The sequence below is a fragment of the Streptomyces sp. NPDC097129 genome (assembly GCF_055668065.1).
The window spans coordinates 724,308-737,433 of record NZ_JBVOQE010000001.1 but is presented as its reverse complement, the minus strand read 5'-3'; the positions used below and the strand labels follow the sequence as shown (position 1 = coordinate 737,433).

At 69.7% G+C, this 13,126-nt stretch carries 11 protein-coding genes; 10 read left to right on the top strand and 1 reads right to left on the bottom strand.

The genetic code is table 11. The features are described 5' to 3' along the window. The first annotated feature begins 42 nt into the window (after positions 1-42). From AC0B9F_RS03320 to AC0B9F_RS03275, 10 genes are all read left to right on the top strand, one after another. Positions 43-1,527: an ROK family protein gene (locus AC0B9F_RS03320; RefSeq protein WP_471998513.1), complete on the top strand. Its 1,485-nt coding sequence runs from the start codon at positions 43-45 to the stop codon at positions 1,525-1,527. Between the two features lie 402 nt (positions 1,528-1,929). After that, entirely contained in the window at positions 1,930-4,677 is a 2,748-nt protein-coding gene (gene ppdK, locus AC0B9F_RS03315) for a pyruvate, phosphate dikinase (protein WP_471998512.1), read from the top strand. 599 nt (positions 4,678-5,276) lie between these two features. Then, entirely contained in the window at positions 5,277-5,918 is a 642-nt protein-coding gene (locus AC0B9F_RS03310; RefSeq protein ID WP_471998511.1) for an HAD family hydrolase, read from the top strand. 103 nt (positions 5,919-6,021) lie between these two features. Next, entirely contained in the window at positions 6,022-7,203 is a 1,182-nt protein-coding gene (locus tag AC0B9F_RS03305) for a helix-turn-helix domain-containing protein (protein WP_471998510.1), read from the top strand. 100 nt (positions 7,204-7,303) lie between these two features. Continuing rightward, positions 7,304-7,492 (top strand): hypothetical protein, encoded by a 189-nt coding sequence (locus AC0B9F_RS03300; protein ID WP_471998509.1) that lies wholly within the window; start codon positions 7,304-7,306, stop codon positions 7,490-7,492. An 83-nt stretch (positions 7,493-7,575) separates the two neighbouring features. Continuing rightward, entirely contained in the window at positions 7,576-8,055 is a 480-nt protein-coding gene (locus AC0B9F_RS03295; RefSeq protein ID WP_471998508.1) for a DUF6415 family natural product biosynthesis protein, read from the top strand. Between the two features lie 294 nt (positions 8,056-8,349). Further along, entirely contained in the window at positions 8,350-8,844 is a 495-nt protein-coding gene (locus AC0B9F_RS03290) for a hypothetical protein (protein WP_471998507.1), read from the top strand. Positions 8,845-9,033: 189 nt separating this feature from the next. After that, positions 9,034-9,459 carry a hypothetical protein gene (locus AC0B9F_RS03285; protein WP_471998506.1) on the top strand — a complete coding sequence of 142 codons (426 nt, stop codon included), beginning with the start codon at positions 9,034-9,036 and terminating at the stop codon, positions 9,457-9,459. Positions 9,460-9,589: 130 nt separating this feature from the next. Continuing rightward, positions 9,590-10,213 (top strand): ABC transporter ATP-binding protein, encoded by a 624-nt coding sequence (locus AC0B9F_RS03280; protein ID WP_471998505.1) that lies wholly within the window; start codon positions 9,590-9,592, stop codon positions 10,211-10,213. Further along, on the top strand, positions 10,210-12,501 hold the full coding sequence (locus AC0B9F_RS03275; protein ID WP_471998504.1) for an FtsX-like permease family protein: 2,292 nt from the start codon (positions 10,210-10,212) through the stop codon (positions 12,499-12,501). The genes AC0B9F_RS03280 and AC0B9F_RS03275 overlap by 4 nt, the downstream gene beginning before the upstream one ends. A gap of 16 nt (positions 12,502-12,517) precedes the next feature. Here the strand turns inward: AC0B9F_RS03275 and AC0B9F_RS03270 are convergent, their stop codons facing one another. Further along, positions 12,518-12,985, bottom strand: coding sequence for an excalibur calcium-binding domain-containing protein (locus AC0B9F_RS03270; protein WP_471998503.1), 468 nt, complete (start codon positions 12,983-12,985; stop codon positions 12,518-12,520). Between the last annotated feature and the right edge of the window lie 141 nt (positions 12,986-13,126).

Here is a 13,126-nt window from a genome sequence, read left to right as displayed (position 1 = left end):
CACTGTGTAATGCAGGATGGGGAAACGCAAGGGGGTGCGGGCATGACCGGACGAACCGGGGAGGCCGGACGGACGGCGCAGCCCGGAGAGGCCGTGCGGCCCGGGCAGGCCGGGGAGGCCGTTGGGACCGGGCAGGCCGGTGAGGCTGTGCGGACCGGGCAGGCGGGGGAGGCTGTGCGGACCGGGCAGGCCGGTGAGGCTGTGCGGACCGGGCGGGCGGGGGAGGCTGTGCGGACCGGGCAGGCGGAGGAGGCGGGAGGGACCGTGCGGCCCGGCACGTCGGGCGGCCGCGGGGCCGGGCGCGGGGCCGGCGGGACCGGGGCCGGCCGCGGCGCGAGCGGCACCGGCGTCGGGGATCTCCTCGGCCTGGTGCGCAGCGGCCGCGCGACGACCCGCGGGGCGCTGCAGCAGGCGACGGGCCTGTCCCGGGCGACCGTCGGCCAGCGCCTGGACCGGCTGTTCCGGGCGGGCTGGCTGCGCGAGGGCGCCGGCGGCCCCGTCGACTCGCCGCTGGGCGGCCGCCCCTCCATCACCCTGGAGTTCGACGACGAGCACGCCGTCGTGCTCGCGGCCGACCTGGACACCCGGCACGCCCGGGCGGCCCTGCTGACCCTGGGCGGCGAGATCCTCGCCGAGCGCACCGGCACCCTGGTCGTCGAGGACGGACCCGAGGCGGTGCTCGGCGAACTGGGCCGCTGGTTCGCCGGCCTGCCGGCCGCGGCGGGACGGCCGGCCGCTCAGGTGTGCGGCATCGGGCTGGCCGTCCCGGGTCCGGTGGACAGCGAGTCGGGCCGGGTGGTGCAGCCGCCGATCATGCCGGGCTGGGACGGCTACGACATAACAGGCCGCCTCGCCAGAGCCTTCACCGACCACACCGGCCTGCCCCCGGTCCCCGTCCTGGTCGACAACGACGCGAACCTCATGGCGTACGGCGAACAGCGCACGTCGTACCCCGACTGCTCCGCGTTCGCGCTAGTCAAGGTGTCCACGGGCATCGGTGCGGGCGTGGTGGTGGACGGCTCGGTCTACCGGGGCGTCGACGGGGGCGCCGGCGACATCGGGCACATCAGGGTGCCGGACGGCGAGCGGGCGCTGTGCCGGTGCGGTTCCTACGGCTGCCTCGCGGCCGTCGCGAGCGGCGGCGCCGTGGCGCGGCGGCTGGCGGAGGCGGGGGTGGCGGCGGCGTCCGGCTCGGATGTGCGCGAGCTGCTGGCGGCCGGGCATCCGCAGGCGGTGGGGCTGGCGCGGGAGGCGGGGCGCCGGGTCGGCGAGGTGCTGGCGACGGTGGTGACGCTGCTCAACCCGGGCGTACTGATGATCGCGGGCGACCTGGCGGGCACGCCGTTCGTCACCGGCGTACGGGAACTGCTGTACCAGCGGGCGCTGCCGCGTTCCACGGCTCGCCTGGAGGTGGTGACCTCGCGGCTGGGGGAGCGGGCGGCACTGGTGGGCGCGGGGGCGCTGGTGGTGGAGCACCTGTACGCGCCGGAGCGGGTGGAGGAGCGGTTGCGGGCGCTGGGCGTGTGAAGCCCCGGCCGGCCGGATACCCGTCCGCATGGTGAAATCTCGCCCCCTGTGGGAGCGTGATTCTCGCCACCCCTGATAAGGGTTGCGCTCAGATGAGCGAATCAAGAGCGACTGCACTTCATCAAAGGGTGGCACTGAGTGCCATCACTTGATCGTTCATCGGAGAAAATCAAACGTGCCGAAAGCCGCTCATAAGAGCGACGACGGCGGTCTACGGGCGTTGATGCGTTCAAGAAGTGAAAACAAAACCCCTCGGTTGCTTGCCAAGCCTTGACTTTCGATCCGCTGGCGGACGACTGGTTACAGGCGCATGACGTGCAAGTGGACGTACCCAGGTGCCTTCGATCTGGGTATGTTCCTCGACGTCAGGGCAGCCACCGCGTCCTCGAGGAGTCGAGACCCGTGTCGGAAAACAAAGATCAGCAGCGACCCGTGTCGGGCAACAGCGTTGAGGGCGTGAAGTTCGTCTACGACTTCACCGAGGGCAACAAGGACCTCAAGGACCTCCTCGGCGGCAAGGGAGCGAACCTCGCCGAGATGACGAACCTGGGCCTTCCGGTCCCGCCCGGCTTCACCATCACCACGGAGGCCTGCAAGGTCTACCTGGACAGCGGCGAGGAGCCGGCGGCACTGCGTGACGAGGTGAGCGCACACCTCGACGCGCTGGAGAGCCGCATGGGCAAGAAGCTCGGCCAGGCCGACAACCCGCTCCTGGTCTCCGTACGCTCCGGGGCGAAGTTCTCCATGCCGGGCATGATGGACACCGTCCTCAACATCGGCCTCTCGGACAAGTCCGTGAAGGGCCTCGCCGACCAGGCCGGCGACGAGCGCTTCGCGTGGGACTCCTACCGGCGCCTGATCCAGATGTTCGGCAAGACCGTCCTCGGCGTCGACGGCGAGCTCTTCGAGGACGCGCTGGAGAAGGCCAAGGAGGCCAAGAAGGTCGCGGTCGACACCGAGCTCGAGGCCGCCGACCTGAAGAAGCTGGTCACCACCTTCAAGAAGATCGTGAAGAAGGAGACCGGCCGGGACTTCCCGCAGGACCCGCGCGAGCAGATGGACCTCGCCATCCGCGCCGTCTTCGACTCCTGGAACGGCGACCGCGCCAAGCTCTACCGCCGCCAGGAGCGCATCCCCGGCGACCTGGGCACCGCGGTCAACGTCTGCTCGATGGTCTTCGGCAACCTCGGCCCCGACTCCGGCACCGGCGTCGCCTTCACCCGCGACCCCGCCTCCGGCCACCAGGGCGTCTACGGCGACTACCTCCAGAACGCGCAGGGCGAGGACGTCGTCGCCGGCATCCGCAACACGGTGCTGCTCGCCGACCTGGAGAAGCTCGACAAGAAGTCGTACGACGAGCTGATGCAGATCATGGAGACCCTGGAGAACCACTACAGGGATCTCTGCGACATCGAGTTCACCATCGAGCGCGGCAAGCTGTGGATGCTGCAGACCCGCGTCGGCAAGCGCACCGCGGCCGCGGCCTTCCGCATCGCCACGCAGCTCGTCGACCAGGGCCTGATCGACGAGGCGGAGGCGCTGCAGCGCGTCACCGGCGCCCAGCTCGCGCAGCTGATGTTCCCGCGCTTCGACGAGAAGGCGAAGGTCCAGCAGGTCGGACGCGGCATCGCGGCCTCGCCGGGCGCGGCCGTCGGCAAGGCCGTCTTCGACTCGTACACCGCGGTGAAGTGGTCCCGCTCCGGTGAGAAGGTCATCCTCGTCCGCCGCGAGACCAACCCCGACGACCTGGACGGCATGATCGCCGCCGAGGGCATCCTCACCTCGCGCGGCGGCAAGACCTCCCACGCCGCTGTCGTCGCCCGCGGCATGGGCAAGACCTGTGTCTGCGGTGCGGAGGAGCTGGAGGTCGACACCAAGCGCCGCCGGATGACGGTGCCCGGCGGCCAGGTCGTGGAGGAAGGCGACCTGATCTCCATCGACGGCTCCAGCGGCAAGGTGTACCTGGGCGAGGTCCCGGTCGTCCCCTCGCCCGTGGTCGAGTACTTCGAGGGCCGCATGCACGCGGGCGCCGACGACGCCGACGAGCTGGTCGAGGCCGTCCACCGCATCATGGCGTTCGCCGACCGCAAGCGCCGCCTGCGGGTGCGCGCCAACGCCGACAACGCGGAAGACGCGCTGCGCGCCCGCCGCTTCGGCGCCCAGGGCATCGGCCTGTGCCGCACCGAGCACATGTTCCTCGGCGACCGCCGCGAGCTGGTCGAGCGCCTGATCCTGGCGGACACGGAGGAGGAGCGCGAGGCGTCGCTGAAGGCCCTCCTCCCCCTCCAGAAGAAGGACTTCGTCGAACTCTTCGAGGCGATGGACGGCCTCCCGGTCACGGTCCGCCTGCTGGACCCGCCGCTGCACGAGTTCCTGCCCGACATCACGGAGCTGTCGGTCCGCGTGGCGCTGGCCGAGTCCCGCCAGGAGCCGCACGAGAACGACCTGCGCCTGTTGCAGGCCGTACACCGCCTGCACGAGCAGAACCCGATGCTGGGCCTGCGCGGCGTACGCCTCGGCCTGGTGATCCCCGGCCTGTTCACGATGCAGGTCCGCGCGATCGCGGAGGCGGCGGCGGAGCGCAAGAACGCCAAGGGCGACCCGCGCGCCGAGATCATGATCCCGCTCGTGGGCACGGTCCAGGAACTGGAGATCGTCCGCGAGGAGGCCGACCGGGTCATCGCGGAGGTGCAGGCGGCGACGGGCACGGACCTGAACCTGGCGATCGGCACGATGATCGAGCTGCCGCGCGCCGCGCTCACGGCGGCCCAGATCGCGGAGGCGGCGGAGTTCTTCTCCTTCGGCACGAACGACCTGACCCAGACGGTGTGGGGCTTCAGCCGTGACGACGTGGAGGCGAGCTTCTTCACGGCGTACCTGGAGAAGGGCATCTTCGGCGTCAGCCCGTTCGAGACGATCGACAAGGACGGCGTCGGCTCCCTGGTGAAGCTGGCCGCCGAAGCGGGCCGGCGCACCCGCCCCGACCTGAAGCTCGGCGTCTGCGGCGAGCACGGCGGTGACCCGGAGTCGGTCCACTTCTTCCACGAGGTCGGCCTGGACTACGTCTCCTGCTCCCCGTTCCGCATCCCGGTGGCCCGCCTGGAGGCCGGCCGCGCGGCAACCCAGTCCGAGGGCAGCGACCACCGCTGACCCCTCCGGGGCGGCGCGCGGTCCATGCGGGGCCCACGCGCCACCCCGGAGCCCCCGGCTGCAGAGGCCGGGGCGCCCCGGGCCCCCCGGACTGTGAGGACCGGGGCGGCCCTGAACCCCGGACTGTGAGGACCGGGGCGGCCCTGAACCCCGGTCCACGAAGGCCGCGCAAGCCCCGGAGCCGTCGCTTGTCACCCGACCCTCACCGATCGGCGACGGCTCCGGACCACGGAGAGAGGGCGGCACCCTTGTGCGGGGGTGCCGCCCTTTCGGCCTACGGGGCGTTGGGTGTTCCCGCGAGCCGCCGTACCGTCCCGGCGTGGGGCGGGCTGCCGGTGTCCACCGACAGGGGCCACCGCACAGCGTCGGCGTCCCGCAGGCTGCCGCCGCACACCACGGATCGCGTGCCGCGCATCGCCCCGGCAGTTGCGCCCCCCAACGGGCGCCGGGTCCAGCCGACGGAAGTGGATTCGCCGTGGGCACCCGCTCTTGAGGCGGGCCGCGGAAGCACGACGCTGCCAAGAAGCGAGGGGCCGACGGCCACCGCATCGCAAGGCCCGCATCGACGGCGCCGCCCCGCCGCCCCGTAGGCTCCACGCGTGATTGAGACCTTCGTTTTCGACGTCGGCGAAACCATCACCCGGGACGACCGTTACTGGGGCTCGTGGGCGGATTGGCTGGGCATTCCTCGACACACCCTCTCCGCCCTGGTCGGCGCGGTGGTGGCGCAGGGGCTCGACAATGCGGAAGCGCTGCGGCTCGCCCGGCCCGGTATCGATGTAGCAGCTGAGTACCGGGCCCGGGAGGCTGCCGGCCGTGGCGAGCAGATCGACGACAGAGATCTCTACAACGACGTCCGCCCGGCGCTGACCGCACTCCGCCAGACCGGAGCACGCGTGATCATCGCAGGCAACCAGACGTCGCGGGCAGGCGAGCTTCTGCGGGACTTGGGACTGCCGGCGGATCTGGTCGTGACGTCCGGCGAGTGGGGTATCGCGAAGCCACAGCCGCAGTTCTTCCACCGCGTACTCGAAGTGGCGCAGGCCAGGCCGGAGGCGACGCTGTACGTAGGCGATCACCCGGCGAACGACATCTTCCCGGCGAAGGCGGTTGGCCTTCGCACGGCCCATCTGCGCCGAGGGCCTTGGGGCCATCTGTGGGCAGACGACCCTATGGTCGAGGCAGTGGCGGACTGGCGGATCGACGGCCTGGCTGAGCTGGTCGAGCTGGCCGGCCGCTGAACCAACCGAAGCGTCCCAGATGGACATCCCCATCTCCTACGCTGCTCACACAACGTCTCCGAGTGAACACGACGCGGAGTGGGTGGAGTGAACTGGAGCCGTGATGCCTCAACCTGACCACGGTGGAGTCGGGCCCCGGGTTGCCTACCACCGCAGGCTGAGGTGTATGACGCAGGAACAGCTGGCCCGGGCCGCGGGGGTGGCGCTGGGGACGGTTCGTAAGATCGAACGTGGAGAACGAGGCGTAGGCGAGTCCACCCTGGAAGCGATCGCTGCTGCTCTCTGGCTGGACCCGATGCAACTGCGCACTGACAGAAGCCCGGCCCAGACACCTGTCCATGAGGCGCTCCCCGCCCTCTCGGCAGCGATCGCCGCGTACGACGTCCCGGAAGACGGACCTGTCCGGCCCCTGCCAGAACTACGCACCGACGTACGCGATGCGGCCTCTTGGCGCTTGTCCGCCCAATACACGCGCATCGCCCGCCAGTTACCCGAGTTGCTTGCCGAACTGGCCCGCGCTTACCACGCTGCCACGCATCGGCAACGAGCCGCACTGGCGGCTCTGCTGGTGGGCGCCTACCGCTCCGCAGATGCGGTGGCATACAAGTTCGGCGCCCGAGACCTGTCCGCGCGTCTCATCGAGCTCATGAGATGGGCCGTGCCGGAGGCGGACGATCCGCTCCTGACCGCATCCGTCGCCTATGTGCGGACGGAGACGTTCTTCGCGGCGCATGCTCACGGCGCCGGACTGCGTGCCCTCGAACATGCCCTGGATGCCGCTCCTGCTCCGACTTCGGTGCCGCAGGCTGCCGTTCGTGGATCCCTGCACATGCGGGCGGCGGTCATCGCAGGCCGGGCACGCGATGCGGAACGTGCGACCACCCACCTGGACGAGGCCCGCGCGCTGGCCGACCAGATGCCGGAAGGCGTGTATTACGGCACCGCTTTCGGTCCGGACTCCGTCCGTATTCATGAGGTCTCCGTCGCGGTCAGCCTCGGGAACGAGCACGTCGGCCGGGCTCTGAGCCTTGCCGGAGAATGGAAACCGCCCGCCGACCTCCCCGGCGAGCGGCGGTCCGGTTTCTACATCGAACTGGCCCGCGCTCAGCTCTGGTCAGGCATGGCCGATGATGCGTTCGAGTCACTCAAGGTCGCCCGGCGCATCGCCCCGCAGCACACACGCGAACACCCCTGGGTGCGTGAGGACGCCGCGACCTTGCGCCGCTTGAAGCGGACGGATTCCGAAATGCTGTCCAATTTCGCGGAGTGGTGCTCGGCGATCTGAGCACGCGACTACCCCTCGCCGGGGTAGTTGTGGCCCGATCCTGCCGCCACCATCTGATGCACGCGCAGGAAGCAGCAGTGGGGAGGACAGGTTGCCTGACATGCGCCTGCTCGCGCCTTTGGTGATCGACGGGCGCGTGAGCATCGTCCGATTGCACGGCGAGGCCTGCTTCGACTGCGGCGCGGTCAACAAGCCTTTGTGTGCAGTCGGTCACGTAGTGCTTCGCGGCACCACGCGCGTGTGGCAGATCGCCACATGCGGTTGCCGCGCGAAGGACCCCACTGCCTGATCTGCTCCTCAGACCACCAACAGACCCCGGCGACCGCTCGCGACGGCCCCGGGGCGCGGTCCACGCTACGAAGGAGCGTCGACATGACGAACGCTACAACCCCGGCCCGGAAGCGCCCTCCCGGGGTGAAGATGACCATCCGGATCTACACGGTGAACCGCCACGGCACGGTCGTCGAAGATCGCGGCACCGTCAGCGTCCGCGACGACCAGGAACCACCTCTGGACATCGCAACGATGCGCGAGACGGCGAGCCTGCTGCTCGAACCGGACGGAGCGCCCGGCGTACTGCCCCCCTCAGCCGAAGAACTGGACACCCTCACCCGAATGCTGCGCGGACACCTGGAGTTGCTGATCCCGGAGGTGGCGCGGGCGGCCGCTCACGTCGGCGAGGAGAGCGTCGCCGGCTACAGCGCGCTGTCCTGCGCATGGGAGGCGCGCAGCAGACTCGCCTCGAAGCCCACCCCCCGATACGGCGGCACAGCAGGCCACGCCCGACGCCTGGCCCGGGTCCTCCGTCTGCTCTGCGACCAGTACGAGAGCCTCGGCGGAGCCGACCGATGAGAACTGCCAGGCTCTGACAACGGCGTTGGCACTGCTCGCTCACGCGACGGCCACCGCCGCTCCAGTCCTCGCTCCGGTGCCGGCGTGGACCCTCCAACGACGGCACCCCCACGGCGACCGCAGGGTCAGGGTCGCGAGAACGCTTCTCCCGCCGGAGGCCGGAAACTCCGGCGGGCGAGACCTCAATTGCTGCTCAGAGATCCCCTCTTCGCTCCAGGAAGGCACCGCCGGGCGCATAGCCTGCCCGTGTTCGAACCGCCTACGGGGGGCGGTTCCGACGCGGGGGTGCCACCTGTGAGCAGCCGTTCCGGCTACGCCGCCGTCGCGGTAGTCGCCGCGCTGTCCTGCCTGGGACTGACCGCCTGCACGGGATCCGGCGAAGCCGGCCGTCCCTCCGCGCCCGCCGCGAGCAGCACGCCGGGAAGGCCGCCTGTCGCGGGCGTGCCGACGGGGCAGCGGGCTGAGCACATCGAGGGTGAGACGGTCACCGCCGCGCCGAAGCTGCCCTCCGGCACGCCACTGGCCCAAGTTGCCTCCGCCCGAGGGAATCGTCAGATCGAACTCGGAAGGATCGCGGCGGGTCCCCTGGTGGTGACGGTGAACTGCCAGGGCGAGGGCACGCTGACCGTCAAGGTGGAGCCCAGGGGTCTCAGCTTCCCAATCAGGTGCGTGTCGAGGGAAGTCAGCACCGCGTACAACGAACTGCGGCTCAGCGAGGCGCCCGCCCGCGCAACGGGTTCCGTGACCGCGCCGTCCATCATCGTCTGGTCGCTCGCCGTCGGGCGTTAGCCGGAGCGCGGAGCCGCGGCGGTGGCCAAGGGGGGACGACCGGCGCGGGGGCGTCGTTGACGCGGAGGGCTGAATCACCTGATGTGGTGGTCATGGGCTAGGCAGATCGTTTCTTTGCGTTTCCATGGCATTACAGTCCGTGATCACGAGGTGGCTGTCCGGGCCGCCGGTGACGACGGAGTGTGCGAGATGAAGAAGCTGTTGGTGGGTTGGGCGGTCGCCGGACTGTTCCTGACGACTGCGGGCGCCGCCTTCGCTGACAGTTGGGGCGCGCCGATCGAGAAGCTCAAGTCCGGCGGCGTCGAATTCACCGAGGGGCGGTACAAGTTCAATCCCGCGCACACCAACCATGGCGCCTTCGAATGGCAGGGGTTGCTCGACGACACGAGCGATGAGGACGGCCACAACGTCTACATGCAAGCGCGTGTCGAAGGGCACGGCTGGGTCCGTTACAACGGCAAGCAGAACTCCATGGTCAAGCTGCACAAGTCCAACTGGGACGGCGCCCAGCTCTACACCCACCACGCTCACCTGCGAGCTTGCCGTGACCGGGGCAGCCTGCGCCCCGACAACTGTTCGAAGACCGTCGACTTCCTGAACAAGAAGGCGCGCTAGGTCCTGATCGGCCAACCGAGCCCAGACGCACGCCGTCTGGGCTCACGGCTCGGCAGAGGGGAACACCATCAATACGTCAGAAGTCCTGGCTGCCACGGGAATCGAGCTGCGCTACGGCGCTACGGCAGCCGTGCGGGGCGCGGATATCGCGCTGAGCCGCGGGGAGGTCGCGGCGATCACAGGGCAGAGCGGCTCGGGTAAGTCATCGCTGCTGTACTGCCTCGCCGGTGTACTGCCTGTGGCCCGGGGTGAGGTGCGCTTCGAAGGGCGTGCCCTCGGTGAGCTGGATGATGAGGATCTCGGCACGCTGCGCCGCGAGCGCTTCGGTTTCGTCTTCCAGTACGGCGAGTTGCTGCCCGAATTGACCATCGAGGAGAACGCGGCTCTGCCGCTTCGGCTGGCAGGACAACGCAAGCGCGAGGCGCTCGTCGCCGCGGGGGAGGTCCTCGACCGGCTCGGTCTGGGGGATCTGCGCAAGCGGCGGCCTTCGCAGGTCTCGGGTGGACAGAGTCAACGTGTCGCGGTGGCCCGGGCGTTGGTTCACCAGCCCGCCGTGGTTTTCGCTGACGAGCCGACCGGCTCGCTGGACAGCGCCAACGCGAAGTCCGTTCTGGACGAGTTCCTCACTCTCGCTCGGTCACAGGGCGCGGCAGTGGTGCTTGTCACGCATGACCCGCAGGTGGCCGAACGCGCGGACCGGCAGTACACCATGCGCGACGGAGTGCTGACGGCTCGGACGAAGGAGGCAACATGACCGAACTCCTCCTGGGCCTCCGCCTGCTGCTGGGCAGTGGCCGGGGCAATCGTGTGCGTTTCTTCCTCATGAGCTTCGGGAGCGCGGTCGGAGTGTGCTGCCTTGCGGCTGTCCTGGCCATTCCCGGCGTCCTCGCGGCCCAGGATGCGCGTGTCGCGCAGCGCCAGCCCACCTGTGACCTGGACATGCAGGCTCGATGCATCCATGGCGACGGTGCACCTCTGGAGCTGACCAGGACGGACGCGCTCGGCGCCCGCCCGATGACCCGTGTTTTTCTCGCGCCGGGTACTCGCCGCATCGAACCACCGCCGGGGTTGCGGAAGTTCCCGGAGGCGGGTGAGGTCTTTCTGTCGCCCCGTCTGCACGACGCGTTGCACGCACACCGTCAACTCGCTCAGCTCCTTCCCGGGCGGGAGAGCGGGTTGGTGGGCGCACAAGGGCTGGCCCGCCCGGACGAGCTCATCGCCTACGTCGGCGTGGGTCGTGACCAGCTTCGGGACGGGGGCCCGATCACCCGCTTCGGTATGTCCTACTCGCCCGACCCCACGGTCGAGTCCTCAACGCTCGACATCGTGCGCTTCACTCTGGCCGGGGTCGTCCTGCTGCCCCTGGCCGTCTTCCTGTCCGTGTGTGCCAGGCTCTCTGCCGCCGCACGGTCACGCCGGCTGGCGGCGCTGCGGCTGCTCGGGATGAGTAAGAAGGGGGTGCAGCGGGTCAACGCCGCCGAAACGGTTGCTGCCGCCCTGCTCGGAGCAGTCATCGGCCTCTGTGCCTACTGGCTCCTCAATCAACTGATCAGCCGAGTCGGACTCCCCGGCTTCACCTGGTATCCGTCCGACGGAAGCCTCAGCCTGCTGACAGCACTCGTCTGCCTGATCGGCTGTCCGGCCCTTGCCTGGTTCGTGGGCCGGGCCGGCGCCCGCAAGGCAGCCGCGAACCCGCTGGCCGTGCGACGCAGCGCGGTGGAGAAGCCACCGGGCAAGTGGGGACTGCTCCCGCTGGTGCCTGGACTGGGTATCGTCGCCGGATACTGCGTTGCGGGTGCCACGGGTCACGCTCCCCGCGACACCGCCTTGTCCTCGCTTCTCATGCCGATTGCCGTCGTACTCGTCGGTGTCGGCCTGGTATTGGCATTGCCGCATCTCTCGCGCCTCTTGGCCCGTCGGATGGCCCGTTTCAGTAACTCTTTGCCCCTCGGCATCGCCATGCGCCGCAACGAGGTGGAACCGGGCGGCGCCCTGCGCGTGGCCACGGGGCTGGTTCTCCTCGTGTATGCCGCTTCGCTCGTGCAAGGGGTTTTGATCGAGCTGGACCAGGTATCCAAGCACAACTCTCCCGTGCAGATTTACGGCGTCATGCTGGACCGCCTGCCCCTCGACGATCAGGAAGGGTTGGAGAGGGTGGCGGGGGTGCGTACGCACGCCGTCCAGATGATGTCCGCGGATTCCATCGGTGGGGGGAATGACAGCCGCATCAGCGCGCTGGTGGCGACGTGCGGTCAGCTACGCGCCCTTGTGCCGAAGATCAGTCCTTGCGAGGACAACCGTGTCGTTCGCCTGCGGGAGGAATACGCCGGCGTCGACGAGAGCTTCGGCAAGCCCGGGGAGACCTATTCGTTCGAGGTCCGCAAGCAAGCCGAGAAACGGTATGTGCAGGTGAAGGTGCCCGAGGTCGCCATCCGGTACAGCGACTGGCCGGAAATCGGCGCGGTTGACGCCGACGTTCTGGTACCGCCCTCGCTCCTTCCAGCCGGCTATCGCCCGGTGAGCGGGTCACTGACGCTGCTCAGTGACTCGGATCCCACAACGGTGCGGAAGGTACTGGACAACGTCGGCGGCGTCGATCCGACGATCGAGGTGGACCCTTTCGGTATCAACGTCACCGCCCTCCAGCAGATCGCCATCGTCAAAACCCTCCTAGCCGTAGGCATGGTCCTAGGCCTCGTCATCGGCGTATCCGCCTACCTCGTCGCCTCCGCCGACCGGGCCGTTGAGCGGCGTTCTCAGGTTACTGCCTTGGCGCTGCTCGGGGCGAGGCCCTGGACCCTGCGGGGTGTGCAGGTGGCGCAGGTCGTCGTGCCGTTGGCTGTCGGGCTGGTGCTGGCCGTCGTCGCCGGGAAGGCCGCCGAGTCGAGCTATCTCGTCACCGGGGGCGGGGACGTCTTCTGGGACGGGGACGGGGTGCCGTTGCTGATCGGGTCCGCCCTCGGGGCCGTGGTCGTCGCCGCGCTCGGGTCGTTGCCGCTCATCGGGCGGAGGATCGACCCCGAGTTGATCCGGCGGGACTGAGACCCCGGTACCCGAGTCACTCGCACGCCACCCCGTCCCCGTCCCGGTCGAGGTGGGAGTCGTAGCCGGGGTCGCCCGTGTGCAGTGGGGCCGCGCCGGCTGCTCGGGCCTCGCTGCAGTTGGCGTAGTAGACGCTGCCTCCGCCCGAGCCCCCGCCCGAGCCGTCGTCCGCGTACGGGTCGTCCGCCGGTTCCGCCGTGACCGTTTTCGTCGTCGTCACCTTCACCGTCTCCGTGACCGTCACCGCCGGCTCGGGCTTCGCCGCGGGCGTCGCCGTCGCCGTCACTGTCGAAGTGGCGGTCACCGTGGCCGTGGGGGTGGGGCTCGCCGCCGCGGGTTTCGCGTCCTGCGCCGTGCCGCCCTGCTCGTCGCTCGCGCCGATTCCCACGCCGACGAAGAGAGCCAGCAGCAGGGCCGGGACGGCGTAGCGCTTGCGCGCCCAACGGGGGCGGGACGAGGAGGGAGCGGTGTACGGGTTCGTCATGCGGGTGCTCTCCGAGGTGGCAGTTGATCGTTTGACGAAACTATGGCCGCACCGCCGCGTGTGAAGGCGTTGTGGCCGTTTTGTGATGAGAGGGGGGTGGGGTGGAGGTGTGCGAGGGGGGCGGGGCGTGGGGGCGGGGGT

Coding starts and splice junctions, on each gene's coding strand:
- AC0B9F_RS03305 (WP_471998510.1), top strand. CDS start 6,022: ATGCCTCAACCTGACCACGGTGGAGTCGGGCCCCGGGTTGCCTACCAC.
- AC0B9F_RS03295 (WP_471998508.1), top strand. CDS start 7,576: ATGACGAACGCTACAACCCCGGCCCGGAAGCGCCCTCCCGGGGTGAAG.
- AC0B9F_RS03275 (WP_471998504.1), top strand. CDS start 10,210: ATGACCGAACTCCTCCTGGGCCTCCGCCTGCTGCTGGGCAGTGGCCGG.
- AC0B9F_RS03300 (WP_471998509.1), top strand. CDS start 7,304: ATGCGCCTGCTCGCGCCTTTGGTGATCGACGGGCGCGTGAGCATCGTC.
- AC0B9F_RS03320 (WP_471998513.1), top strand. CDS start 43: ATGACCGGACGAACCGGGGAGGCCGGACGGACGGCGCAGCCCGGAGAG.
- AC0B9F_RS03270 (WP_471998503.1), bottom strand. CDS start 12,985: ATGACGAACCCGTACACCGCTCCCTCCTCGTCCCGCCCCCGTTGGGCG.
- AC0B9F_RS03285 (WP_471998506.1), top strand. CDS start 9,034: ATGAAGAAGCTGTTGGTGGGTTGGGCGGTCGCCGGACTGTTCCTGACG.